The 24,512-nt window shown below is 71.4% G+C and carries 19 protein-coding genes; 7 read left to right on the top strand and 12 right to left on the bottom strand.

What is annotated here, in order from left to right:
• The first annotated feature begins 333 nt into the window (after positions 1–333).
• A complete protein-coding gene (locus tag OHU34_RS09810; protein WP_405765874.1) occupies positions 334–822 on the top strand; it encodes an ATP-binding protein in 489 nt (162 codons plus the stop codon).
• Between the two features lie 118 nt (positions 823–940).
• Here OHU34_RS09810 and OHU34_RS09805 read toward each other — a convergent pair whose 3' ends face one another.
• On the bottom strand, positions 941–2,005 hold the full coding sequence (locus OHU34_RS09805) for a DUF2637 domain-containing protein (RefSeq protein ID WP_142266765.1): 1,065 nt from the start codon (positions 2,003–2,005) through the stop codon (positions 941–943).
• 313 nt (positions 2,006–2,318) lie between these two features.
• Positions 2,319–3,167 (bottom strand): (2Fe-2S)-binding protein, encoded by an 849-nt coding sequence (locus OHU34_RS09800; protein WP_142266766.1) that lies wholly within the window; start codon positions 3,165–3,167, stop codon positions 2,319–2,321.
• Between the two features lie 156 nt (positions 3,168–3,323).
• Here OHU34_RS09800 and OHU34_RS09795 point away from each other — a divergent pair, with 156 nt between their 5' ends.
• Entirely contained in the window at positions 3,324–4,148 is an 825-nt protein-coding gene (locus OHU34_RS09795) for a GntR family transcriptional regulator (protein ID WP_405765872.1), read from the top strand.
• A 365-nt stretch (positions 4,149–4,513) separates the two neighbouring features.
• Here the strand turns inward: OHU34_RS09795 and OHU34_RS09790 are convergent, their stop codons facing one another.
• A complete protein-coding gene (locus OHU34_RS09790; RefSeq protein WP_057605949.1) occupies positions 4,514–5,299 on the bottom strand; it encodes a hypothetical protein in 786 nt (261 codons plus the stop codon).
• A gap of 171 nt (positions 5,300–5,470) precedes the next feature.
• Positions 5,471–7,171, bottom strand: coding sequence for a PucR family transcriptional regulator ligand-binding domain-containing protein (locus OHU34_RS09785; protein WP_142266768.1), 1,701 nt, complete (start codon positions 7,169–7,171; stop codon positions 5,471–5,473).
• Between the two features lie 383 nt (positions 7,172–7,554).
• Between OHU34_RS09785 and OHU34_RS09780 the strand changes: the two genes are divergently transcribed.
• The 5 genes from OHU34_RS09780 to OHU34_RS09760 all read left to right on the top strand — a co-directional run bounded on the left by OHU34_RS09780 (position 7,555) and on the right by OHU34_RS09760 (position 14,428).
• Positions 7,555–8,445: a xanthine dehydrogenase family protein subunit M gene (locus OHU34_RS09780; protein WP_020125405.1), complete on the top strand. Its 891-nt coding sequence runs from the start codon at positions 7,555–7,557 to the stop codon at positions 8,443–8,445.
• Entirely contained in the window at positions 8,445–9,044 is a 600-nt protein-coding gene (locus tag OHU34_RS09775; RefSeq protein WP_142266769.1) for a (2Fe-2S)-binding protein, read from the top strand. Before OHU34_RS09780 ends, OHU34_RS09775 begins: the two co-directional genes overlap by 1 nt.
• A gap of 2 nt (positions 9,045–9,046) precedes the next feature.
• On the top strand, positions 9,047–11,440 hold the full coding sequence (locus tag OHU34_RS09770) for a xanthine dehydrogenase family protein molybdopterin-binding subunit (protein WP_142266770.1): 2,394 nt from the start codon (positions 9,047–9,049) through the stop codon (positions 11,438–11,440).
• Between the two features lie 157 nt (positions 11,441–11,597).
• Complete coding sequence (locus OHU34_RS09765) at positions 11,598–13,055, top strand: NCS2 family permease (protein WP_405765869.1); 1,458 nt, start codon at positions 11,598–11,600, stop codon at positions 13,053–13,055.
• Between the two features lie 86 nt (positions 13,056–13,141).
• The gene (locus tag OHU34_RS09760) at positions 13,142–14,428 is read left to right on the top strand and encodes an XdhC family protein (protein WP_230194306.1); all 1,287 of its coding nucleotides are present in this window, start codon (positions 13,142–13,144) and stop codon (positions 14,426–14,428) included.
• Here the strand turns inward: OHU34_RS09760 and OHU34_RS09755 are convergent.
• The 8 genes from OHU34_RS09755 to OHU34_RS09720 form a co-directional block, all read right to left on the bottom strand.
• Positions 14,380–15,675: a lanthionine synthetase LanC family protein gene (locus tag OHU34_RS09755; RefSeq protein ID WP_230194305.1), complete on the bottom strand. Its 1,296-nt coding sequence runs from the start codon at positions 15,673–15,675 to the stop codon at positions 14,380–14,382. The genes OHU34_RS09760 and OHU34_RS09755 overlap by 49 nt on opposite strands.
• A gap of 38 nt (positions 15,676–15,713) precedes the next feature.
• Complete coding sequence (locus OHU34_RS09750) at positions 15,714–16,154, bottom strand: SRPBCC family protein (protein WP_405765867.1); 441 nt, start codon at positions 16,152–16,154, stop codon at positions 15,714–15,716.
• Between the two features lie 88 nt (positions 16,155–16,242).
• Positions 16,243–17,031, bottom strand: coding sequence for a polysaccharide deacetylase family protein (locus tag OHU34_RS09745; RefSeq protein ID WP_405765865.1), 789 nt, complete (start codon positions 17,029–17,031; stop codon positions 16,243–16,245).
• A 76-nt stretch (positions 17,032–17,107) separates the two neighbouring features.
• The gene (locus OHU34_RS09740; protein ID WP_230194303.1) at positions 17,108–18,556 is read right to left on the bottom strand and encodes a family 43 glycosylhydrolase; all 1,449 of its coding nucleotides are present in this window, start codon (positions 18,554–18,556) and stop codon (positions 17,108–17,110) included.
• Between the two features lie 68 nt (positions 18,557–18,624).
• Positions 18,625–20,115: a family 43 glycosylhydrolase gene (locus OHU34_RS09735; protein ID WP_405765863.1), complete on the bottom strand. Its 1,491-nt coding sequence runs from the start codon at positions 20,113–20,115 to the stop codon at positions 18,625–18,627.
• A 319-nt stretch (positions 20,116–20,434) separates the two neighbouring features.
• Complete coding sequence (gene katG / locus OHU34_RS09730; RefSeq protein ID WP_142266776.1) at positions 20,435–22,654, bottom strand: catalase/peroxidase HPI; 2,220 nt, start codon at positions 22,652–22,654, stop codon at positions 20,435–20,437.
• 67 nt (positions 22,655–22,721) lie between these two features.
• The gene (locus tag OHU34_RS09725; RefSeq protein WP_020125416.1) at positions 22,722–23,159 is read right to left on the bottom strand and encodes a Fur family transcriptional regulator; all 438 of its coding nucleotides are present in this window, start codon (positions 23,157–23,159) and stop codon (positions 22,722–22,724) included.
• A 72-nt stretch (positions 23,160–23,231) separates the two neighbouring features.
• Entirely contained in the window at positions 23,232–24,470 is a 1,239-nt protein-coding gene (locus OHU34_RS09720) for a cysteine desulfurase-like protein (protein WP_142266777.1), read from the bottom strand.
• Between the last annotated feature and the right edge of the window lie 42 nt (positions 24,471–24,512).

Here is a 24,512-nt window from a genome sequence, read left to right as displayed (position 1 = left end):
ACCGGCAGGGGCTCGTCCGACTCGGGCCTCGTCGACGTCACCAGCGGCACAGGGGTCACGAGCCGCGCGGGACGCGTCAACCGTCACAGCGCTCGCTCCGGACGCGCTCGGGCGGGGGGGCGTACGTGCCGCATGCGGCCCCTCCCGGACGGCCCGAACAGTGCTGTCGTACGGTCTCCCCGTTCCCCGCAGCGTCCTGGACGCCCGCCCGAACATGGCCGAACACCCGGGCGTCGATGATTCGACATGACTGGCGCGGTGCCGACCGGGCAAGGATCCCCGTGAACGTGTTCGAGCAGGAGGGGAACCCACATCGACACGCGGGCGGGGGTCATGGAGAGGCAGGCACGGGGAAGCGGTCCGACGGCGATCGCGAGCACCTCGGCGACGAGACAGGCGGGGGAGAGCAGGGCCGAGGACGTGGCGGAGCAGAACCGGGCGGAGCAGCTCAGTCGCAGACTCGGACGGGCCGACCTGCGGGCGGTGCCCGAGACGCGCCGGGCGCTGAGGGAACTGTTGCGGGGCTGGGGGAGGCCGGGGCGGTCGGAGACGGCGGAACTGCTCACCAGTGAACTCGTCACCAACGCGCTCGTGCACACCGACGACGACGCTGTCCTGACGGCCACCGTCTCCCCGTCCGGCCTGCGGGTGGAGGTGCGGGACTCCGTGGCCCAGCGCCCCCGGCCGAGGGTGCCGAGCGCCGACGAGGCCACGCACGGCCGGGGTCTGGTCCTGGTGGAGTCCCTCGCGGACACGTGGGGGGTACGGGCGCAGGGCGGCGGCAAGGTCGTCTGGTTCGAGCTGGGCGCCGGGGCCGCGTGAGCGAACGCAGCCGGGCAACCGACCGTTGAGCGGCGGTTGCCGAGCGGCGGGCAACGGCAACGGGAAGGGGGCGCGACCTCGGCGGTCGCGCCCCCTTCCCATGAAAACCGATCGTCCGTCAGCCGAACTGCTGCTCCAGGTCCTTGAGCTTTCGCTCCAGGGAGTCGAGGCGCGGCAGGGCCATGGTGTCGTCCTCCGCGGTGAGGTCGACGGTGATCGAGGAGTCGGCTCCGTGGCGTACGGGCTGAAGGGAGTGCCGTGAGCGTACGGGCAGCTGCTCCGCCGAGTTCGCTATGGCAGGCTCCGACGAGACCCGCTCGGCCGTGGCCGGTTCCAGGGCGGCCGGGGCCTCCACCGGACGGCCACCGCCGCCACCGCGGCCGGGGAAGCGGGGGCCGTGGCCCCGGCTGATCGCCTTCAACTGAGCCCGTTCGACGCGGTGCTGCTCGCGACGGCGCAGCTTCGTCTCTTCCTTGCGGGCCTTGTCCTCACGGACCTCGTCGACGGCCTCGTCCAGGCTGCGCACGTTCTCGAGCAGCATGAGCGACCAGGCCTTGTAGGTCTCGCGGGGGGCACGCGCCCAGCGCACGACGCGGATCTGCGGGAGCGGACGGGGCACGAGACCCTGCTCGCGCAGCGCGGCCCGGCGGGTCTGCTTCAGGGCCCGGTCGAAGAGCACGGCCGCCGAGAGGGACATGCCGGAGAAGAACTGCGGCGCGCCGTCGTGACCGAGGCCCCTGGGCGCGTGCACCCAGTTGAACCAGGCGGCCGCGCCCGCGAACGTCCACACGAGTATCCGGGAGCCGAGTGCGGCGTCGCCGTGACTGGCTTCGCGCACCGCGAGCACCGAGCAGAACATGGCCGCGCCGTCGAGGCCGAACGGGACGAGGTACTCCCAGCCGTTGGTCAGGCCGAGGTTCTGCTGGCCGAAGCCGACCAGGCCGTGGAAGGAGAGGGCGGCGGCAACGGCCGCGCAGCAGAACAGAAGAACGTAGGAGGCAGTGCCATATATGGCCTCCTTGCGCCTGCGGCGCTCCTCGGTACGCTCCCACGAATCGTCCGCGCTCGCGTTTGCCCCGGAGGAGCGCTTGCCGCGCGCGAGCACCGCCACCGCCGCCAGCATGCCCAGGAGCAGTACGGCGCCGGGAAGCAGCCAGTTCAGCGATATGTCGGTCAATCTCATCAGGGGTCCCTTGCATTGGGATAGGGCGTAACGCCCGCCATAGTGGCGCAATCCCGCCGTCCCTCAGGGGGTTTCGGGGCAAGAGGCCGCCAAGGAAGTGCAAGGGGATGCCCAGGGCGACGTTCTGCTCGAACTGCCGCTTGAGGGGCGGGAGTTGAGTTCGAATAAGACTACCCGTACGGGTGGTTCCCCGGATAGTTCCCGGGGCAAGTGAGGAAATTGTGAATTGCCTGTAACCCTGGGGGGAGTCCCGTCCGGGTGATCTTACGGGACGGCCGGCGGCGCCCGGCCCGCGGGGGCGCCTGAGGCCTCCTCAACTGGCGGCGACCGCAGTGAGCTTGGTGACGCGGTCCGCGTCGCAGGTGCGCGGGCAGGTGGCGCAGGTGTCCTCGGGGCGCAGTGTGTAGAACATGCAGCAGCTCGCCCGGTCCCGGGTGGGCAGGGTCTCGCCGTCCGGTCCGGTCAGCTCACGGAAGGAGGCCGCGCCGACGTAGGGGCGGGTGGCGCCCGGCAGGAGCAGCTCCAGTTCCCGTCGCGCCCGGTCCTTCTCGCCCTCGCCGAGCAGTTCGGCGACGTACCAGAGGCTCTCGACGATCTCGTCGGTCACCATGCCCCACAGGGCCCGGCCACGGCGCCGCGCGGGTGGTCCGAACCCGGCGAGCACCGGCTCGTGGTGCTCGGCTATCGCGGCCCGCACCTCCGCCCGCAGCGCCTCCTCGTCCGGGACCACCCGGGCGCCGGGCAGCAGCGCCGCCGGATCGCCCGGCAGGCAGGCGAAGGAGGTGGGCGGCCGGACCGCCATCCGCATGCCGTCGCCGGTGCGGTCGTACGAGACGTGCGTCACGGGGAGGCGGGGCACCCGGCGGTGCAGGAACCAGGGGACGGTGATCAGCAGGCAGGCGGGCCAGGAGTACCGGTGCAGCCCGAAGCTCGCCACGACGTCCGGGCGGGCGGACTGTCCGTAGTCACGGACGACCTGGGCGTCGTCCCAGGCGAGGAAGGCCTCCAGTGCCGCTCCGCCCTCCGCGAGGTCGGCCGCCGTGACCCAGCCGCCGCCTTGTGGAAACGGTTCCCGGTGCTCCAGCTCCGTGACGGTCAAGCCGGGGAAGACCGCCGCGAGGCGGGCGTAGGCCTCCGCTGTGGCCGACGGGGCTGTGGGCATGCCGGGACCGCCGTTTCGAAAGGAACTAAAGGTAAGCCTTACCTTACTCAGTATCGTCGGGATTTGAACTGACGGCCAGTACGCCTAAGGTGCTTGACGGACGAGTAACAACCCGCCGTAATGACCCCAAGTACCGACAAGGCCGGAGGAGGCCCCGTGGAGCAGGGTGCGCAGGGCTCCACCGGTACCGGAACCCCGGCCGTACCGGGGGCCGAGGGCCGTTCCCGGGTGCCCGCGCAGTCAAGGGGGTCCGCCGGGTACGGCGAGGACGCGGACCGGGAGAGGTGCGGTCCGACGGGCGCCGCGCGCGGTGAGCACACGCACAGCGAGACCCCTGTCCCGCGCCCCCGGCCGGTGGTGCAGCGCTCCTCGGTGCGCGGCCAGATCCTCGACGCCCTGCGCACCGCGCTCGTCGCCGGGGAACTGCTGCCGGGCGAGGTGTACTCGGCGCCGGTCCTCGGTGATCGCTTCGGGGTCTCCGCGACGCCGGTCCGCGAGGCGATGCAGCAGCTCGCGCTGGAGGGTGCCGTCGAGGTCGTCCCCAACCGGGGCTTCCGGGTGATCGTGCGGGGCAAGCGCGAGCTGGCCGAGCTGGCCGAGGTGCGCGCGCTGATCGAGGTTCCCGTGATGCTGCGGCTCGCCCGTACGGTGCCCGCCGAGCGCTGGGCGGAGTTGCGGCCGGTCGGCGAGGCCGGCGTGCGCGCGGCGGCCTCCGGCTGCCCGGCCACGTACGCGGAGGCCGACCGGGTCTTCCACCGGGCGGTGCTCGCCCTGTCCGGCAACGAGCAACTGGTCGGTGTCGCCGAGGATCTGCACCGACGCTCGCAGTGGCCGCCGGCCGGCGGTTCGGTGCGGCGCGGGCGGGCGGATCTGATGGCCGACGCGGCGGAACACATGGCACTGCTGGAAGCGCTGACGGCCGGCGAGCCGGACCGTGCGCAGGCGCTGGTGCGCGGGCACTTCACCGGCACACGAGGCTGAGCCGGACCGCTGCCGGGCCACGACCCTGCCGCCCGCACCGCCCGATCAGCGACAAAGCGGCTGCGCCGCGCGCCGCCCCCTGCCCGCGTGTCGCCACGCCCGGGTCCCCCCGCCCGAGCGGTGGCCCGCCCGCAGTGCGCGCGAGACCTCGCCTGCCGGCTGCGCAGAAGCCTTGCCCGCTCGGGTTCCCCAGGAGCCTGGCCTCTCGAGCCGCGAGAGGGCCACGACCCCTCGCACCGGGCGAGCGTCACGTCCCCTCAAGTCGTGAAGGGGGCCCGCCCGCTCGGCCCGTCAAGAGGCCCCGTTTCCTTGGGCCTTGAGCGCGCTGCCTCCTTCACCCGTCCGCCCCCGTCGGGGCCTTGGCCTCAGACTCCGGACGGGCTGGGCGTCGGCGGTGGGGCCAACTGCCGTGCCAGCCAGGTCGGTACGCCGCCCAGGAGCCGGAACAGCCGTCGCGCCTCCTCCCGCAGCCGTGAGGCCTCCGGGTCGACCTCCGCGTCCGCCAGTGAGGCGAGCGCCGGGGCGGTGCCCACCAGGTAGCCCAACTCCTCCCGGATGCGCAGGGATTCGGCGAAGCCGTGCCGGGCCTCCGCCACCTCGCCGTCGCGCAGGGCGAGTCCGGCGAGGTGGCGCCAGGTGAAGGACAGCAGCAGCAGGTCGGAGTGGGCCGCCGCGGCCGTGTGGGCGCGCCGGTACGCGGCCCTGGCGGCCTGCGGGGAGCGCGAGATGTTCTCGGCGAGCAGACCCCGGCGGAAGTCCAGCAGCGCCCGTCCGGGCGCGTCCGGCGGGATCAGCGCCGCCGCCCGGCCGAGCGCGGCCCGCGCCTCGTCCACCCGGTCGCGCACGCCGTGCAGCGTGGCCGCGTAGGCAAGTTGCCCTCGTTCACAAGCGGCCGCGCCGCGCTCCTCGTCGTCGTGGGCCAGCGCCTCCGCCGTGCGCAGCGCGTCCTCGGCGTCCTGCCAGCCCTGCTCGGTGTACAGGCACCGTTCCACGAGCAGCGCGGCCCGCTGGACCGAGCCCGCCGCACTGTCGGGCGGGAGCAGAGCCGCCGCGTCGGCCCAGCAGGCGCGCGAGCGCAGCCGCCATACCGCGGTCTGGAGGGGATCGTCACCTGAAGTCGTTCCGGTACCAGACATGGCGGTGTACGCCACGTTGCCCTCCCCGAGCGCGCCGTCGAGCTTTGAGTGGTGGCCGCATCTCAGCACGAATCGCGGGACCGGGCCAAGGGGGCGGGTGAAGGATTTCACAAAGTCGTGGGACTCCGCGCCCCAAAGGTTTCGACAGGTCGTGACCCAGGGGTGGTAACCGGTGTCGCTTCGGTATCAGCTCATCCGCAGCGCAAGGAAGAAATCCAGCTTGTCCTCCAGCCGCGAGAGGTCACGGCTCGTCAACTGCTCGATCCGTCCGACCCGGTAGCGCAGCGTGTTGACGTGCAGGTGCAGACGGGACGCGCACCGGGTCCACGAACCGTCGCAGTCCAGGAACGCCTCCAGCGTCGGGATCAGCTCCGCGCGGTGCCGCCGGTCGTAGTCGCGCAGCGGGTCCAGGAGACGGGCGGTAAAGGCTTTCCGCACATCGTCCGGGACGAACGGGAGCAGCAGCACGTGCGAGGCCAGTTCCTGGTGGCCCGCGGCGCAGACCCGGCCGGGGCGGGCGGCGGCCACCCGCCGGGCGTGCCGTGCCTCCTCCAGGGCCCCGCGCAGCCCCTCCGCCGAGTGCACGGCCGCGCTGACGCCCAGCGTGAGCCGCCCGTCGCCGTCGAGTCCGGACGACAGCGGCTCCCGAACGGTCGCCAGCAGCGCGTCGGCGAGGAGGCCGGTCTCGGAGCCGTCGTGCTCGCTCGACACCGCAGGCAACGGGACCAGGGCGATGGCCTCGTCGCCGGTGTGGGCCACGGCGATGCGGTCGGAGGGCTCGGGTCCGGTGGCGAGCGGGTCGACCAGGATCTCCTCCAGGAGCGACTGGGCGAGAGGGCCGGCCTCCAGCCCGCCCTCGTCCCACTCGACGCGGGCCACGACCACCTGCCAGTGCGGGGCGGCCCCCAGCCCCGGCAGCAGCACCGGCGCGGCCACCCGCAGGCGGGCCGCGATCTCCGCCGGGGCCGCGCCTGTCTGGACCAGCTCCAGCACCTCCTGTGCGAGACGCCTGCGCACCGTGCGCGCGGCGTCCCGGCGGTCCCGCTCGACGGCGATCAGCTGGGTGACGCCCTGGAGGAGGTCGAGGCGCTCGTCCGCCCAGTCCCCGGCGTCCGCCTCGACGGCCAGCAGCCAGTCCGACAGGACGCTCTCGCGCACGTCCCGCGGTGTCTGGGCGGCCTGTGAGGTCCGTGCGGCCTGCGGGGCGCGGCCGCCGCTGCCGATCGGGAACAGCGAGTACGTCGTCTGGCCGATGATCACCCGGTGCGGTCCGCGCCGCCCGGTGCGGACGGCCGCCAGGTGCTCCGCGGCCAGCTTCGCGCACGCCTCGGGCGGCAGGGCCGGGCCCGCCATCTTGGGGCCGGCGATGAGCCGTCCGGTGGGGGACAGGACCCAGGCCCGCAGGTCCAGGTCGGAGCCGAGCAGATCCAGGACCACGTCCGGGCCGCCGCCCGCCGGGCCCGAGGTCATCATCCGGCGGTGCCGGTCCACGACGGCCGCGAGGTCCCCGGCGCGCTCGCCGGACACCTGCCGTACGACGTGCTCGGTGATCGTCGCGAAGGCCACCGACTCGTGCACCGCGAACAGCGGGAGACGGTGCCGGGCGCAGGCCGCGGCCAGGTCCTCCGGAACGGCCCCCAGCTCCGCCTCGCCGGCCGCGAGCGCGGCCACCCCGGCCTGCACCAGGATCCGCACGAACGGCTCGGAGTCCGCCGCGTCCCGGCGCCACGCCAGACCCGTCAGCACCAGCTCGCCCCCGGAGAGGTAGCGGCTGGGGTCGCGCAGGTCGGTGGTCATGACACCCCGTACCGTGCGGTCCAGCTCGTCCTCGCCGCCGAGGAGCCTGAGGCCCAGCGCATCGGTGTCCAGCAGTGCGCGCAGCCGCATCTCGTCGCCGCCGTTCTTTGTCTCGAAAACTACGATGAATCCTGAAGGACGTGGTGGGAGAGGGCCCGCCGTCGGCCCCGCCCCGGGGAGCCCGACCCGTGCGGCGGACAGTCACGAACCGCATTCTTCGGTGGCCAGGTCGTTTCCTACGTTTCCACAGGAAAACGAGGAGGTTACTGAGGACCTCCGTTCATACGAATCTACAAGATGCCTGGGCCGACCAGCCAACTCCTTCATGGTTTCCGTGACTGACCCGGTCGGAGCAAGGCGCTGTGTACTGGCCTCACTCCGCGTGAACACCACATGAACGAGCCGGGCCCGCCGCACCCGATTCTGGCTCGATACGACTCACGAGACTCAAGAGACGAAGAAGAGAGCCGGTCATGGACTTCCTTCGCCCCGCCAGCTGGGAGGACGCGCTCGCCGCCAAGGCCGAGCACCCCACCGCTGTGCCGATTGCGGGTGGCACCGACGTGATGGTCGAGATCAACTTCGACCACCGGAGGCCCGAGTACCTGCTCGACCTCAACCGTGTGGGTGACCTCTACGAATGGGAGGTCGGCGAGGAGAGCGTGCGGCTCGGCGCCTCCGTCCCCTACACCCGGATCATGGAGAATCTGCGCGCGGAACTGCCGGGCCTCGCCCTCGCCTCGCACACCGTGGCCTCCCCGCAGATCCGCAACCGTGGCGGCGTCGGCGGCAACCTCGGCACCGCCTCCCCGGCCGGCGACGCCCACCCCGCCCTGCTGGCGGCCGGCGCCGAGGTCGAGGCGGAGTCCGTGCGCGGTACCCGCCGGATCCCGATCGACGCCTTCTACACCGGCGTGAAGCGCAACGCGCTCGCCCCCGACGAGCTGATCCGCGCCGTCCACATCAAGAAGGCCGACGGCCCGCAGCAGTACTCCAAAGTGGGTACCCGCAACGCCATGGTCATCGCCGTCTGCGCCTTCGGTCTCGCGCTGCACCCGCAGTCCCGGACCGTCCGTACCGGCATCGGCTCGGCCGCGCCCACCCCCGTCCGGGCGAAGACCGCGGAGGACTTCCTCAACGCGGCACTCGAAGAAGGCGGTTTCTGGGACAACGGAAAGATCATCGCCCCGTCGGTCGCCAAGCAGTTCGCGGACCTGTGCGCCGCCGCCTGCAACCCCATCGACGACGTCCGGGGGACGGCGAGTTACCGACGGCACGCGGTGGGCGTCATGGCCCGCCGCACGCTGACCTGGACGTGGGAGTCGTACCGCGGCCCCCGCCGCACCGCAAAGGGAGCCGCGTGATGCGCGTCAACTTCACTGTCAACGGACGTCCGCAGGAAGCCGACGACGTGTGGGAGGGCGAGAGCCTGCTCTACGTGCTGCGTGAACGGCTCGGACTGCCGGGTTCGAAGAACGCCTGCGAACAGGGCGAGTGCGGCTCGTGCACGGTGCGCCTGGACGGCCTCCCGGTCTGTTCCTGCCTGGTCGCCGCCGGGCAGGCCGAGGGCCGCGACATCGTCACCGTCGAGGGCCTCGCGGACTACGCCAAGCAGCGCGCCGAGCACAGCGGTTGTGGAACCGGTTCCTGCGGCACGGCGAGCACCTCCTCCTCCCTCGACGGGGCCGACGGCCGGCCCACCCAGGGCGCCGACTCCCACACCGGCGAGGGAACCGAACTCGCCCCGATCCAGCAGGCGTTCATCGACGCCGGCGCCGTCCAGTGCGGTTTCTGCACTCCGGGGCTGCTGGTCGCCGCCGACGAGATGCTGGAACGCAACCCGAACCCGAGCGACGCGGACATCCGCGAGGCGCTCTCCGGCAACCTCTGCCGGTGCACCGGATACGAGAAGATCATGGACGCGGTCCGCCTGGCGGCCGCCCGTCAGGGAGAGGCGGTCTGACGATGCCCACCAACGGCGCCCCCCTCGGCACTCCCACCAAGGTCACCCAGGCCTCCCGGACCAAGGGCGGCATCGGCGAGTCCACGCTCCGCCCCGACGGCACCCTCAAGGTCACCGGCGAGTTCGCGTACTCGTCCGACATGTGGCACGAGGACATGCTCTGGGGCCAGATCCTGCGCTCCACGGTCGCCCACGCGGAGATCGTCTCCATCGACACGTCCGAGGCCCTCGCCCTGCCCGGTGTCTACGCCGTGATGACGTACGACGACCTGCCGACGGACGTGAAGAACTACGGCCTGGAGATCCAGGACACCCCGGTGCTGGCCCACGGCAAGGTCCGCCACCACGGCGAGCCGGTCGCGATCGTCGCCGCGGACCACCCCGAGACCGCCCGCCGCGCCGCCGCGAAGATCAAGGTCGAGTACCGCGAACTGCCCGTCGTCACCGACGAGGCCTCCGCGACCGCGCCGGACGCGATCCTGATCCACGAGGGCCGAGACGACCACCACATCGGCCACGTCCCGCACCCGAACATCGTCCACCGCCAGCCGATCGTCCGGGGCGACGCCGCCGCGGCCGCCGCGCGCGCCGATGTCGTCGTCAAGGGCGAGTACACCTTCGGCATGCAGGACCAGGCCTTCCTCGGCCCCGAGTCCGGCCTCGCCGTGCCCGAGGAGGACGGTGGCGTCCACCTCTACATCGCCACCCAGTGGCTGCACTCCGACCTGCGCCAGATCGCGCCCGTCCTCGGCCTGCCCGAGAGCAAGGTGCGGATGACGCTGTCCGGTGTCGGCGGCGCGTTCGGCGGCCGCGAGGACCTGTCGATGCAGATCCACGCCTGTCTGCTGGCCCTGCGCACCGGAAAACCCGTCAAAATCGTTTACAACCGTTTCGAGTCCTTCTTCGGCCACGTCCACCGCCACCCGGCGAAGCTCTTCTACGAGCACGGCGCGACCCGCGACGGCAAGCTCACCCACGTCAAGTGCCGGATCGTCCTCGACGGCGGCGCGTACGCCTCGGCCAGTCCGGCCGTCGTGGGAAACGCCTCCTCGCTCGGCATCGGTCCGTACGTCGTCGACGACGTCGACATCGAGGCCGTCGCCCTCTACACCAACAACCCGCCCTGCGGCGCGATGCGCGGCTTCGGCGCGGTTCAGGCGTGCTTCGCCTACGAGGCGCAGATGGACAAGGTCGCGGCCGAACTCGGCATGGATCCGGTGGAGTTCCGCCGGCTCAACGCGATGGAGCAGGGAACCCTCCTGCCGACCGGGCAGCCCGTCGACTCCCCGGCGCCGGTCGCCGAGATCCTGCGCCGGGTCAAGGCGATGCCGCTGCCCCCGGAGCGCCAGTGGGAGAGCAGCGAGGGCGCGGACGTACGGCAGCTGCCCGGCGGTCTGTCCAACACCACGCACGGCGAAGGTGTCGTACGCGGAATCGGTTACGCGGTCGGCATCAAGAACGTCGGCTTCTCCGAGGGGTTCGACGACTACTCGACCGCCAAGGTCCGCATGGAGGTCATCGCCGGCGAGCCCGTCGCGACCGTCCACACGGCCATGGCGGAGGTCGGCCAGGGCGGTGTCACCGTCCACGCGCAGATCGCCCGCACCGAGCTGGGTGTCTCACAGGTGACCATCCGGCCCGCGGACACCCAGGTGGGCAGCGCCGGCTCGACCTCGGCCTCCCGGCAGACGTACGTCACCGGCGGCGCCGTCAAGAACTCCTGCGAGCTCGTCCGGGAGAAGGTCCTGGAGATCGGCCGTCGCAGGTTCGGCTCCTACCACCCCGCCTGGGCCACCGCCGAGCTGCTCCTGGAGGGCGGCAAGGTCGTCACCGACGGCGGTGAGGTCCTCGCCGACCTGGTCGACGTGCTGGAGGACAGATGCGTCGAGGTCGAGGCGGAGTGGCGGCACCGGCCCACCGAGCCGTTCGACCTGCGCACCGGGCAGGGCAACGGACACGTCCAGTACTCCTTCGCCGCGCACCGCGCCGTCGTCGAGGTCGACACCGAGCTCGGTCTGGTGAAGGTCATCGAGCTGGCCTGTGTCCAGGACGTCGGCAAGGCGCTCAACCCGCTGTCCGTGATCGGCCAGATCCAGGGCGGCACGACCCAGGGACTGGGCGTGGCGGTCATGGAGGAGATCATCGTCGACCCCAGGACGGCGAAGGTCAGGAACCCGTCGTTCACGGACTATCTGATCCCCACGATTCTCGACACGCCGACCATCCCGGTCGACGTGCTCGAACTCGCCGACGACCACGCCCCCTACGGGCTCCGTGGTGTCGGCGAGGCACCCACCCTGTCGTCCACCCCGGCGGTCCTCGCGGCCATCCGGAACGCGACCGGGCTGGAGCTCAACCGCACGCCGGTACGTCCGGAGCACCTCACCGGAACATGACCCCACGGGGTCCGATCAGGTGTCGTCCGGGGGTGCCGCACCCCCGGACCACCCTCCCCTTGTTCGTCTCGGGCCGTCCCCCGGGTCGTCCATTCCCAAATCCCGCGACCAGCCGAAGGCACACGCGGGTGTCCCTTTGAACCTTGGGAGATGGCCCATGACCCAGCAGTCACTGGAGCCGAGGACCACAGCCGAAGACGCGGGCGAAGGCACCCGCGTCCCGGCCGGACGGTCCTGGCTCGACCGGTACTTCCACATATCCAAGCGGGGGTCCACCCTCGGCCGCGAAGTGCGCGGCGGCGTCACCACCTTCATGGCGATGGCGTACATCCTCCTGCTCAACCCCCTGATCCTGTCCGGCAAGGACGCGGCCGGGGACACCCTCGCCCCGCAGGCGCTGATCACCGCAACCGCTTTCGCAGCGGCTTTCAGCACGCTGCTGATGGGCTTCTTCGGCAAGGTGCCGCTCGCGCTCGCCGCCGGGCTCTCGGTCTCGGGCGTCCTGTCCTCCCAGGTCGCCCCGGAGATGACCTGGCCGCAGGCGATGGGCATGTGCGTGCTGTACGGCGTCGTCATCATGCTGCTGGTCGTCACCGGCCTGCGCGAGATGATCATGAACGCGATCCCGCTCGCGCTCAAGCACGGCATCACCATGGGCATCGGTCTGTTCATCGCGCTCATCGGTTTCTACAAGTCCGGCTTCGTGCACCAGGGCCGGGCGACCCCGGTCACCCTCGGCCCGGCGGGCGAACTGGCCGGCTGGCCCGTCCTGTTGTTCGCCGGCACGCTGCTGCTGATCTTCATGCTCCAGGCCCGGAACATCCCCGGCGCCATCCTGATCGGCATCGTCGGCGGCACGGTCGTCGCCGCGGTCCTCAACGCCACCGGCGTCGTCGACCCCAAGCAGTGGGCGGCCGGCCCTCCCGAACTGCACGGCAGCGCGGTCTCGATGCCCGACTTCTCGCTCTTCGGTGACGTGGAGTTCGGCGGCTGGGGCGAGGTCGGCGCGATGACCGTCGGCATGATCGTCTTCACGCTCGTCCTCGCCGGGTTCTTCGACGCGATGGCCACCATCATCGGCGTCGGCACCGAGGCCGGGCTCGCCGACGACAAGGGCCGGATGCCGGGCCTGTCCAAGGCGCTGTTCATCGACGGCGCTGGCGGAGCGATCGGCGGGGTGGCGGGCGGCTCCGGCCAGACCGTGTTCATCGAGTCGGCGACCGGCGTGGGCGAGGGAGCCCGTACGGGTCTCGCCTCGGTCGTCACCGGCGCCTTCTTCGCGGCCTGTCTGTTCTTCACCCCGCTCACCGCGATCGTCCCGCAGGAGGTCGCCTCCGCAGCCCTGGTCGTCATCGGCGCGATGATGCTGATGAACGCCCGCCACGTCGACTGGGCCGACCGGGCGACCGCGGTCCCGGTGTTCCTGACCGTCGTCCTGATGCCGTTCACGTACACCATCACCACCGGTGTCGCCGCGGGCGTCATCTCCTACGTCGCCATCAAGGCCGCGCAGGGCAGGGCGCGGGAGATCGGCGCCTTCATGTGGGTCCTGACGGCGATCTTCCTCGTCTACTTCGCCCTCAACCCGATCGAGAGCTGGCTGGGCGTGCACTAGCACCCCGGCCCGACGGGCACCCGCCCCCGCACCACCGCACCTCGCACCACCGCCCTCCACGCAACCGCAGTCAAGGAGACCGAGAGATGCTGGACATCGCCGAGGAGCTGAACCGGTGGGTCGAGCAGGGCCGTGACTTCGCCGTGGCCACCGTGGTGGCCGTCGGCGGCAGCGCGCCCCGCCGGCCGGGCGCCGCCCTGGCGGTGGACGCCGACGGAACGGCGATCGGCTCGGTCTCCGGTGGCTGTGTGGAGGGCGCGGTGTACGAGCTGTGCCGGCAAGCGCTGGAGGACGGGGAATCCGTCCTCGAACGCTTCGGTTACGGCGACGACGACGCCTTCGCCGTCGGCCTCACCTGCGGCGGGATCATCGACATCCTCGTCACCCCGGTGCGGGTCGGTGACCGGGTCCGGCCGGTGATCGCGGCCGGCCTGGCGGCCGCCGCCTCCGGCGGGGCCACGGCGCTGGCGCGGATCGTGACCGGCCCGGCGGACCTCGTCGGCCGCGCGCTGGTCGTCGGCCGCCGGGAGACCGACGAAAGCGGTTCCCGCATGAGCGCTTCTCACGACAGCGGTTTCGAGGGCAGCGGTTCTTACGACAGCGGTTTCGAGGGCAGCGGTTCTTACGACAGCGGTTTCCGCAACAACACCTCGTACGACAGCGGTTTCTACGAAGGCGGCTTCGGCGCCCATCCGGAGCTGGACCGTACGGTCGCGGCCGAGGCCGGCGCCTTCCTCGACGCCGGTCGCACCGGCACCCTGGAGATCGGCGAGCAGGGCTCCCGCTGCGGGGCGCCGCTCACGGTCCTGGTCGAGTCGTCCGTCCCGCCGCCCCGGATGATCGTGTTCGGCGCGATCGACTTCGCGTCGGCCCTGGTGCGGGTCGGCAAGTTCCTGAACTACCGCGTGACGGTGTGCGACGCGCGTCCCGTCTTCGCGACCGAGGCCCGTTTCCCGGAGGCCGACGAGATCGTCGTCGAGTGGCCGCACCGGTACCTGGAGCGCACGGAGGTGGACGCGCGGACCGTGCTGTGCGTCCTCACCCACGACGCCAAGTTCGACGTTCCCCTGCTCCGGCTGGCGTTGCGGCTCCCGGTCGCCTACGTCGGCGCGATGGGCTCCCGCCGCACCCACCTCGACCGCAACGCCCGGCTGCGTGAAGTGGGCGTGACCGAGCTGGAGTTGGCCCGTCTGCGCTCCCCCATCGGCCTCGACCTGGGGGCCCGTACGCCCGAGGAGACGGCGCTGTCGATCGCCGCCGAGATCGTGGCCGACCGGCGCGGCGGCAGCGGGGTCTCACTCACCGGCGCGCACACGCCCATCCATCACGACGCGAGTTCGGTGCCGACGGGCCGGATCGGCTCGGTGGCCTGAGCCGCCGCACCGCGCACGGCCGGCTGGTCCGGCCAGGTGAACGCGTAGCGCGGGTCGCCGCCCCGGCTCAGCCGGACGTGGCGCAGCAGTTCGCGCGCGATGCCCGCGTTGCCCATCGCCCAGCCGGTCTGCGGTTCGAGGCGGTCCGGGGTGGGCCGGTGCGCGAGGTTGGACCAGCGCGCGCCGTCCGCGTCCCGGGTCGCGCGGGAGACGAGGTCCGCCACGAGCGTCCGGGCGAAGCCGGGGGAGTCGCCCTGCTCGGCGATCCGGTCCGAGGCCAGCGCCAGCACCCCGGCCGTCCCGCAGCAGCGGCCGTTGTTGTCCCAGAACCCGGGCCGCAGCCGGCGCGGCAGCCCGGACCGGGTCACGGTGTGCCAGCAGCGGTCGGCGAGCTCTGTCCACGCGGGCTCGGCGAGCACGTCCCGCAGCAGCCGGAAGACCTGGGCGTCGCCGGCCGGTCCGTGACACCAGCCGTAGCTGTACCGCTCGACCACGTCGGGCCGGTGGTGCGGGTCGGAGTGCGGCACGAGGAAGCCGTCCGGACCGTCCTCGTCCCGGGCGACGACGTCCGCGACGCCGGCCCGCCCGAGCTCCACCAGGTCCGTACGGCCGGCGGCGGTTCCGACGGCGGCCAGGGCGTACGCGATCCCGAGCGTGCCGTGCGAGACATGGTGCAGCCGGGCCGGTGCGCCGAGCTTGAACTCCCAGGTGACCCCGCCTGCTTGGGTGGGCTCGGCGGTTTCCAGGTACGGCTCCAGCGCTCGCACGGCGAGGTCGGCGTCGCCGGCCGCCAGTGCGCCGAGGCCGATGCCCGCGTTGCCGCCCATCAGCTCGAACAGCACGCCCCAGCGCACTCCGTCGAAGTGCGACCGCACCCGCTCCAGGGCCCGGTCGGCGGCGGCGCCTGCGGTGTCGTCGGCGAGTTCGCGGTGGACGGTCCGCAGCGCGAGGGCGATACCGGTCAGCCCGAAGTACAGGGAGTGGTCCGGGTGTTCGTCGACGGCGTCGGCGAGGCTGCGGGCGGCGCGCAGGGCGGTGTCGGCCCAGGAGTCGTCGCCGAAGTGCCGCCAGGCTTCCAGGAGTACGGGTACGACTCCGGCGGTGCCGTTGTAGAGCTGCGGATCGATCGTGTCGTCCGAGGGCCTGACGGGCCAGCCGAGCCCGCCGCTCCCGGTGTCACGGGCGGTGCCCCGCAGCCAGCGCAGGGCGTCCACCGCGAGTTCCTCGACGTCGTCGGTCGCCGTCACGCCCCCAGCCTGGCACGGAGCTCGCGACTCTCGCACCGTCACCGGCCGCGGAGCAGCCGGTTGACCGCGCGCCCGAACACCGAGCGGGCGGTGCTCCGCACGAGGGGGTCGAAGAGGGACGGGAGAAAGCGCACGCGCAACTCCTCCCGCCAGAGCACCCGGGCCCGCCCGCCGGGGCCCGGCCGTACCTCGATCTCGGCCCAGCCCAGGACGACCCGGCCGCGCTTCTCCAGCCGGCACCGGCCCGGCTCGTCCTCGGACGGCGGCTGCCACACGGTCACCTCCATCCGGTCGGCGAAGGCGAACGGGCCGAGACCCGAACGCGCCACGAAGACCGTGCCCTCATGGGTCGGCGCGGGGGTGAGCACGGCGACGTGGGTCAGCGGTACCACGTCGCCGTGCCGGGACCACTGCGTCAGGCGACGCCAGGCGTCGTCCGGGGAAAGCGGTACCGTGCGTTCGAGCTGGAAGAAGACCACGCGTTGATCGTAGGGAGTCGGAGCCGTCCGACGGAGGATTACCCTCCGGCTCACAGGTTCGGACTCACCTTCGCCTGTGCCGGCCGGGTCAGCGGTAGACGTGCCCGGGCACCGCCGTCCCCGGCGCCAGCAGTTGGGGAACCGTCACGAAAACGTATCCGCGCTCTTTCAGCGCGTCGATGATCCCCGGTACGGCCGGCACGGTCCCGTCGTAGATGTCGTGCAGCAGGATGATGCCGTCCCGGTCGGCCTGGGCGAGCACCCGGCGTTGGATCAGTGCGGAGTCGGTCGTCGTGTAGTCCTTGGCGGTCACCGTCCACAGCACCTCGGCGAGGCCCAGTTCGCGGCAGATCTCGTGCACGCTCTCGTCGGTGCGGCCCTGCGGCGGGCGCATGAGGGTGGGGCGCCGGCCGGTGAGGCGCTCTATCTCGTCGTTGGGGCGCTGGAGTTCCTCGCGTATCTCCTCCGGGGTGATCCTGGTGAGGATCCTGTGGTCCCAGGTGTGGCTGGCCACCTCGTGTCCCTCGGCGGCCATGCGGGTGACGAGTTCCGGGTACTTCTCGATGTGCCGCTCGCCCAGCAGGAAGAAGGTCGCCGGGACCTGTTTCTCCTTCAGGATGTCGAGCAGCCGGGCCGAGTTCTCGCTCGGGCCGGCGTCGAAGGTGAGGGCGATGCACTTCGCCTCACGGCAGTCGACGGTGCCGAAGCGGGCGGCCTGGGTGGTGGCCGCGGGGCGGCCGCGGGCGGCGCTCGGGTGTGTGATGTCGGCGCCGCCGCAGCCGGTCAGCGTGACCGCCAGGCAGCAGGCCGCCGCCGAGATGGCAACGGCCCGCAACCTGGCCCCCGTTTTCTTCATCTTCCTGGTCAGAGAAGGCATGTCGAGACTATACATAGAGCGTATACACCCTATGTATAGTCTCGGTCGTCATGCGCTCCTCAGGCCGGACAGGGCCTCACTGGGCGTAGAACGTCGCGTCTCCCTTGTCCGTGGCCGTGCTCGGCGTCTGCACGTAGAGCACGTAGTTGTAGTGACGGACGTAGCGTCCGGCGTAGTTGTACGACTCGTACGAGACCCCCGCGGAGTCGGCGAGACCGGCCCGCCGGTAGAAGCTCGCGTCGGACGCGAACGCCGACGTGCCGTCGCTCTTCTCCAGCCACACCTCGAAGTTCTTGTGCCGCAGGTAGTAGCCCGGGAAGTTGGCCGACTCCAGGGAGACCGTGCCGGTGCCCGCGAGACCGGTGACCACCCGGAACTGCGAGTCGGCGAGCGGGCTGACCCCTGCCTCGATGCGCGCGCGGTACTCCCAGTGCCGGATGAACCGGTCCGCGTAGTTGTACGAGGAGAAGCGCTGCGGGGTGACCCCGTCGGCCACCGGGATGCCGAAGTCGGGGGTACCGTCCGCCTTCCAGTACACCTTCTGCACGCGGGTACGGCGGTTGGGGTCGTTCAGCGGGTCGCCGGTGATGTCCTTGTAGCTGCGGTCGTGGTAGACGAGGATGTCGGACTTGCCGTCCTCGGAGACCGTGAACGAGTTGTGGCCCGGCCCGTACTGCGAGGTCGAGGCGTTCGAGGTGAAGACGGGCTGCGTCCCCTTGGTCCAGGACGCGGGGTCGGTCAGGTCGGCCGTCGCGGAGGCGGTCAGCATGCCCAGGCAGTAGTTGGCGTCGGTCGCGCTCGCCGAGTAGGTCATGAAGACCTTGCCGCCGTGCTGGATCAGCGCGGGCCCCTCGTTGACCTTGTAGCCGACCGTCTCCCAGGAGAGTGTCGGCTGCGAGATCTCCGCCGCGGTCCCCGAGATCGTCCAGGGGTTGGTCATTTTCGCGATGAACAGACTGGTGTTGTTGTCCTCGGACGGATTGCGCTGTGCCCAGGCGAGATAGCGGACGCCGTTCACCACGAACGTGGTGGAGTCCAGGGAGAAGCTCTCCCACGTGGTCTTGATCTGGCCCTTCTCGGCCCAGGTCGCGGTGAGCGGGTTGGCGCCGGTGCCTTCGAGAACGTACATCCGGATCGCCCAGACGTCGGTGGTGGACCCGGCCGCGAAGTACACGTACCACTTGCCGTCGATGAAGTGGATCTCCGGCGCCCAGATGTGGGCGCCCATGACCCCGCTGCTGTGCTTGGTCCAGATGGTGACCTCCTGGGCCGTCGACAGGCCCTGGATGGTCGTCGCCCGGCGCAGCACGATGCGGTCGTACGCGGGGACCGTGGCGGTGAAGTAGTAGTAGCCGTCGGTGTGCTTGAAGATGTGCGGATCGGCGCGCTGCTCCGCGATCGGGTTGGTGTACGTCACCGCGGGGGAGTCGGGCACGGCGGCCTGGGCGGGGGCGCCCACACCGGTGAGGACGGCCGCGAGGGCGACGAGGCCGGCCAGGATCAGCCGAACGGCGTTGCGTCTCAAGGGAGTTCTCCTGACGGAGGGAGTGGGGAGGGAGGGAGAGGGAGGGGATGGGGGAGGAGGTGCCGGGTTCAGGTGGTGGGCACGAGGCGCCACTGCTGGCAGGTGTTGTTCAGCCAGGTCCACTGCCGTACGTCGGCGCCGTTCGCGGTCCCGCAGTCGGCGACGTCGGCGACCTTGCCGCTGTTCTCGTTCACCAGCCGGACGTAGTCGCCGGTCGCGGTGAAGACGGGACGGAAACGCTGGCACCTGTTGTTCAGCCATGACCACTGGCGCAGGTCGGCGCCGTCGGCGGCGGAGCAGTCGGCGGTGTCCAGCACGCCCCCGGTGGCCACGTTCACCAGCCGGCTGGTGTCGTCACCCTGGTCCTCGATCCGCCACTTCTGGTTCGTGCCGCCGGTGCAGGTCCACTGGAGGACGTTCGTGCCGTTGGCCGTGGAACCGCCTTCGACATCGAGGCACTTGCCGCTGTTGCGGTTGACGAGGGTGTACGAGGTGGGGGTCGCCGCCGTCTCGCCGGACGGGCCGGGGAGCGTCGTGCCCAGGGCGACGGGGGCGCCGAAGTCCGGGGTGCCGTCGGCGTTCCAGGTGAACTTCTGGGCGCGGGTCGTCCGGCCGTTTCCGCAGCCGCCGCTCGCGGAGGAGTTGGCGTGGTAGACGATCCAGTTCTCGGTGCCGTCGGGTGAGGTGAAGAAACCGTTGTGGCCCGGGCTGTAGACGCCGGCTGTGTCGTTGCGCTGGAAGACGGGTGTCTGGTTCTTGGTCCAGGACGCCGGGTTCAGCGGGTCACTGCCCGTCAACTCCAGCCGGCCGAGCTTGTAGTCGGCGGTCTGGCAGTAGCTGGCGGAGTAACTGAGGAAGGTGCGGCCGTTGTGGTACAGCGGTTCCGGGCCCTCGTTGACGGGCGCGCCCACCCGTTCCCAGTCCAGGGTGGGGCTGGAAATCACCGTGAACGTGTTGCTGGACAGCGTGTACGGGTTGCTCATCGGCGCGATGACCAGGCTCTGTGCGCTGCCGTTCACGAAACCGCTTCCGACGAGATACAGGTTTCCGTTCGCCTGAAGCACGCTCGCGTCGATCAGCCAGCCGCCCGGCGTGAGGTTGGAGCCGGTGAGGGAGCCCTTGTAGGTGTAGGGGCCCAGCGGGTCGGTGCCGGCGCTCTCCAGGACGTGGGTGCGCTGGGAGTCGCAGCAGGCGGTGCCGCCCTGACCGGCCGAGTAGTAGAGGTACCAGTGGCCGTTGAACCGGTGGATCTCCGGTGCCCAGATGTTGGTGTTGCGGGTCGAGGTGGTGTCCGACCACACCTGCACGGTGGGCGCGTTGGCGAGGCCCGCCAGGGTCGGCGCCTTGCGCATGCCGAGGACGCCCGTGAACGTCGTGGTGATCAGGTAGTAGTTGCCGTCGTAGAACTCGAGCCAGGGGTCGGCGCCCTTGGCGGACTTCAGCGGGTTGGTGTACGGGCGGCCGTCGGCCGCGGCCACCGGCTGGGTCGCCGCCACCAGGGCGACGAGGAGGGCCAGGACGCAGACGAGCAGGGGTCTGCGGCGGTACTTCCGAGGCATACAGGACCGTCCCTTGTCCGTGAAACTGCCTGTCCGGTATTTCGAACATGGTTCGTAACTTCGGCCAGAAGATAGGGGGCCTTCATGTCCTCGTCAATGGTTTCGACAGCCTCACCGGCACCGGTGACCCGTCGCGGCAACAGCCGTCACCGCACGGCCGGTCGGCGGCGCGACGCGCCAGGGCGCCCGGCCCGGTCGCTGTGGACCGGGCCGGACGCCCTGGATGTGCCGGCCGTGTTCGGGCCGTTGTGTTGCTGTTCTGTTGTTTCCCGCTGTTCTGTTGTTTCCGGTCCTCTCCGATGCTCCGGAGAGGCCGGGATCAGATCAGGTCGAAGCGGTCGAGGTTCGAGACCTTGACCCACGCGGCGACGAAGTCGTTCACGAACTTCGCCTTCGCGTCGTCGCTCGCGTAGACCTCGGCGAGCGCGCGCAGCTCGGAGTTCGAGCCGAAGACGAGGTCGGCGCGGGTGCCGGTCCACTTGACCTCGCCCGTGGCGGCGTCGCGGCCCTCGAAGGTGGTCTGGTCCGAGGACGTCGACGACCACGTCGTACCCAGGTCGAGCAGGTTGACGAAGAAGTCGTTGGTCAGCTTGCCCGGCGTGTCGGTGAAGACGCCGTGCGAGGACTGGCCGTGGTTGGCGCCCAGCACGCGCAGGCCGCCGACCAGGACGGTCAGCTCGGGGGCGCTCAGGGTCAGCAGGTTCGCCTTGTCGAGCAGCAGGAACTCGGCAGGCAGGCGGTTGCCCTTGCCGAGGTAGTTGCGGAACCCGTCGGCGGCCGGCTCGAGCGCGGCGAACGACTCGACGTCCGTCTGCTCCTGCGAGGCGTCCACGCGGCCCGGGGTGAAGGGGACCTCCACGGCGTGACCGGCGTCCCTGGCGGCCTTCTCCACGGCGGCGGCACCACCGAGGACGATCAGGTCGGCCAGGGAGACCTTCTTCGCGCCGGAGTTGAACTCCTGCTGGACGCCCTCCAGGACGCGCAGCACCTGGGCCAGCTCGTCCGGGTTGTTGACCTCCCAGCCGCGCTGCGGCTCGAGGCGGATCCGGGCGCCGTTGGCACCGCCGCGCTTGTCGCTGCCCCGGTGGGTGGAGGCCGACGCCCACGCGGTGGACACCAGCTGCGAGACGCTCAGCCCCGAGTCGAGGACCTTGGCCTTGAGGGCCGCGATGTCCTCGGCGCCGATGACCTCGCCCTCGGCCTGCGGCAGCGGGTCCTGCCACAGCAGGGTCTCCGCCGGGACCTCCGGGCCGAGGTACAGGGACTTCGGGCCCAGGTCGCGGTGGGTCAGCTTGTACCAGGCGCGGGCGAAGGCGTCCGCGAACTCGGCCGGGTTCTCGTGGAAGCGGCGCGAGATCTCACCGTAGATCGGGTCGAAGCGCAGCGACAGGTCGGTCGTGAGCATCGTCGGGAGCTTCTTCTTCGACGGGTCGTGCGCGTCGGGGATGATCGCCTCGGCGTCCTTGGCCACCCACTGCTTGGCGCCGGCCGGGGACTCCGACAGCTCCCACTCGTAGCCGAAGAGGATGTCGAAGAAGTCGTTGCTCCACTGGGTGGGCTTGGAGGTCCAGGTGACCTCCAGACCGCTGGTGATGGCGTCGCCGCCCTTGCCGGTGCCGTAGGAGGACTTCCAGCCCAGGCCCTGCTGCGCGAGGGAGGCGGCCTCGGGGTCGTCGCCGACGCTGTCCGCCGGACCGGCGCCGTGGGTCTTGCCGAAGGTGTGACCACCGGCGATCAGGGCGACGGTCTCCTCGTCGTTCATCGCCATGCGGCGGAACGTCTCGCGGATGTCGCGGGCCGCGGCCAGCGGGTCCGGGTTGCCGTTGGGGCCCTCGGGGTTGACGTAGATGAGGCCCATCTGGACCGCGCCGAGCGGGTTCTCCAGCTCGCGGTCGCCGGTGTAGCGCTGGTCGTCGAGCCAGGTGGTCTCCGGGCCCCAGTACACGTCCTCGTCGGCCTCCCAGACGTCCGCGCGGCCGCCGGCGAAGCCGAAGGTCTCGAAGCCCATCGTCTCCAGCGCGACGTTGCCCGTGAGGATCAGGAGGTCGGCCCAGGAGATGGACTGGCCGTACTTCTTCTTTACCGGCCACAGCAGACGGCGGGCCTTGTCGAGGTTGGCGTTGTCCGGCCAGCTGTTCAGCGGCGCGAAGCGCTGCTGCCCGCGGCCACCGCCGCCGCGGCCGTCACTGATGCGGTAGGTGCCGGCGCTGTGCCAGGCCATCCGGACCATCAGCGGGCCGTAGTTGCCGAAGTCGGCGGGCCACCAGTCCTGCGAGGTGGTCAGCACCTCGGCGATGTCCTGTTTCACGGCCGCCAGGTCGAGGGCCTCGAACGCCGCGGCGTAGTCGAACTCCGCGCCGAGCGGGTTCGCCACGACCGGGTCCTTGGCGAGGATCTTCAGGTTGAGGCGCTCCGGCCACCACTGGCGATTGCCGCCGCCCTGGGTGGGGTGCGCGGCGCGACCGCCGTGCGCGACCGGGCAGCCACCTGCCTCCGCCGCCTTCGAGTCGGTCACGATCGCATCATGGTTCTCGGTCATGGGGGAATCCTTCTGGGCTGGTCGGATCACATGCTCAGGTACCGCAGGGGTCGGGTCCCGCGGGCGCTCAGGTGCTGGGGGCGGTGGAACAGTCGGGGCACAGGCCCCAGTAGATGACCTCGGCCTCGTCTATGGCGAAGCCGCGGTCGTCCGAGGCGGTCAGACAGGGGGCGTGGCCGACGGCGCAGTCGACGTCGACGACCGCGCCGCAGGACCGGCAGACGAGGTGGTGGTGGTTGTCCCCCACGCGTCCCTCGAACCGGGCGGGGCTGCCCGGGGGCTCGATGCGGCGCACGAGTCCCGCGCCGGTCAGCGCGTGCAGGGCCTCGTAGACGGCCTGGAGGGAGATGTGGCCCACGCGGCCGCGCACCCCCGTGGCGATCGCCTCGACACCCAGATGGTCGCCGTCCCGGACGGTCTCGAGCAGGGCCACACGGGCGGCCGTCACCCGCAGGCCGACACCGCGCAGCTCTTCGGCGGTGGTCGGTGTACGGGGTGCTGTCATGGCGTCGAACCTACTTCATAAACACGAACCATTCAAGAAAACGAACGGTGCAAGTCTGGGAAACGGCACACGTCAGAGGAACGAGGCGAGCCCGTCGAGGAGCCTGTCGACGTCCTCGCTGTCGTTGTAGGGCGCGAGTCCCACCCGCAGCGCGGGATCGTCGAGCTTGAGCGCGGTGAAGGCCTCGTACGCGTAGAACGACCCCGCCGGGGCCACGACACCCCGGGTGGCGAGATGCGCCTGTGCCTCGCGTGCGTCCCGGCCCTCGAAACTCATCAGAACGGTCGGGGTACGGTCCCGCGCCCTGGAGTGGACGGTGACGGCGTCGCCCAGCGCGCGCAGCCCCTCCTCCACCCGGGCGCGCACCACGTTCTCGTGGTCGTGCAGGGACCGCAGCGACCGCGCCAGCCGCTCCCTGCGCGACCCCGCCGTCCCCGGCGCGTCCCCGGCCACCCCTGGCCGCCCCGGCCCGCCCGGGTCGAGCGCGGCCAGGAAGTCCACGGCCGCGGTGGCACCCGCCAGGATCTCGTAGGGCAGCGTCCCGAACTCGAAGCGTTCCGGCACGGTGTCCGGCGACGGCAGCAGCTTGTCCGGTACGAGCGCCTCCAGGACGCCGGGCGAACCGGCGAGCACCCCGCAGTGCGGACCGAGGAACTTGTACGGCGAGCAGACGAACAGGTCGGCGCCCAGCGCGGGAACGTCCACCAGGTGATGCGCGGCGTAGTGCACCCCGTCCACGAACAGCAGGGCGCCCACCTCGTGCGCCCGGTCCGCGATCCGGCGCACCGGCGGCCTGGTGCCCAGCACGTTCGAGGCCGCCGTCACCGCGACCAGCCGGGTCCGGGGCGAAAGCGCCCGCTCGTAGGAGCCGAGGTCGAGTTCCGTGCTCGCGCCGTCGATCTCGATCCAGCGCACGGCGACCCCGGCACGCTCCGCGGCCTGGATCCAGGGGCGCACATTGGCGTCGTGGTCGAGCCGGCTGAGGACGATCTCGTCCCCGGGCCGCCACTCCTTGGCCAGCGTCCGGGAGAAGTCGTACGTGAGCTGCGTGGCGCTGCGCCCGTGGACGACGGCTGTCTCCGGCACGCCCAGCAGGTCGGCGTAGGCGGCCCGGAAGCCGGCGACGGCCTGTTCGGCGTTGCGCTCGGACGCGCTGACCAGTCCCCGGTTGGACAGCGGACCGGTCATCGTCCTGGTGACGGCCTCGGCGACGGGGGTGGGTGTCTGTGTCCCGCCCGGTCCGTCGAAGAAGGCGAGACCCTGCGTGAGGGAGGGGAAGTGCGCCCGGAGGGCGGCGACGTCGATGGCCATGGCCCCGACTCTGGCACCCGGACCCGCGGCCCACCAGGGAGC

Source organism: Streptomyces sp. NBC_00080, from assembly GCF_045041255.1.
In the GTDB taxonomy this organism is placed as follows: domain Bacteria; phylum Actinomycetota; class Actinomycetes; order Streptomycetales; family Streptomycetaceae; genus Streptomyces; species Streptomyces coriariae.
This window is presented reverse-complemented; position numbering and strand designations above follow the sequence as displayed.

Coding starts and splice junctions, on each gene's coding strand:
- OHU34_RS09810 (WP_405765874.1), top strand. CDS start 334: ATGGAGAGGCAGGCACGGGGAAGCGGTCCGACGGCGATCGCGAGCACC.
- katG (WP_142266776.1), bottom strand. CDS start 22,654: ATGACCGAGAACCATGATGCGATCGTGACCGACTCGAAGGCGGCGGAG.
- OHU34_RS09780 (WP_020125405.1), top strand. CDS start 7,555: ATGGACTTCCTTCGCCCCGCCAGCTGGGAGGACGCGCTCGCCGCCAAG.
- OHU34_RS09725 (WP_020125416.1), bottom strand. CDS start 23,159: ATGACAGCACCCCGTACACCGACCACCGCCGAAGAGCTGCGCGGTGTC.
- OHU34_RS09735 (WP_405765863.1), bottom strand. CDS start 20,115: ATGCCTCGGAAGTACCGCCGCAGACCCCTGCTCGTCTGCGTCCTGGCC.
- OHU34_RS09785 (WP_142266768.1), bottom strand. CDS start 7,171: ATGCGGCTGCGCGCACTGCTGGACACCGATGCGCTGGGCCTCAGGCTC.
- OHU34_RS09770 (WP_142266770.1), top strand. CDS start 9,047: ATGCCCACCAACGGCGCCCCCCTCGGCACTCCCACCAAGGTCACCCAG.
- OHU34_RS09800 (WP_142266766.1), bottom strand. CDS start 3,167: ATGCCCACAGCCCCGTCGGCCACAGCGGAGGCCTACGCCCGCCTCGCG.
- OHU34_RS09805 (WP_142266765.1), bottom strand. CDS start 2,005: ATGAGATTGACCGACATATCGCTGAACTGGCTGCTTCCCGGCGCCGTA.
- OHU34_RS09720 (WP_142266777.1), bottom strand. CDS start 24,470: ATGGCCATCGACGTCGCCGCCCTCCGGGCGCACTTCCCCTCCCTCACG.
- OHU34_RS09775 (WP_142266769.1), top strand. CDS start 8,445: ATGCGCGTCAACTTCACTGTCAACGGACGTCCGCAGGAAGCCGACGAC.
- OHU34_RS09765 (WP_405765869.1), top strand. CDS start 11,598: ATGACCCAGCAGTCACTGGAGCCGAGGACCACAGCCGAAGACGCGGGC.
- OHU34_RS09745 (WP_405765865.1), bottom strand. CDS start 17,031: ATGCCTTCTCTGACCAGGAAGATGAAGAAAACGGGGGCCAGGTTGCGG.
- OHU34_RS09760 (WP_230194306.1), top strand. CDS start 13,142: ATGCTGGACATCGCCGAGGAGCTGAACCGGTGGGTCGAGCAGGGCCGT.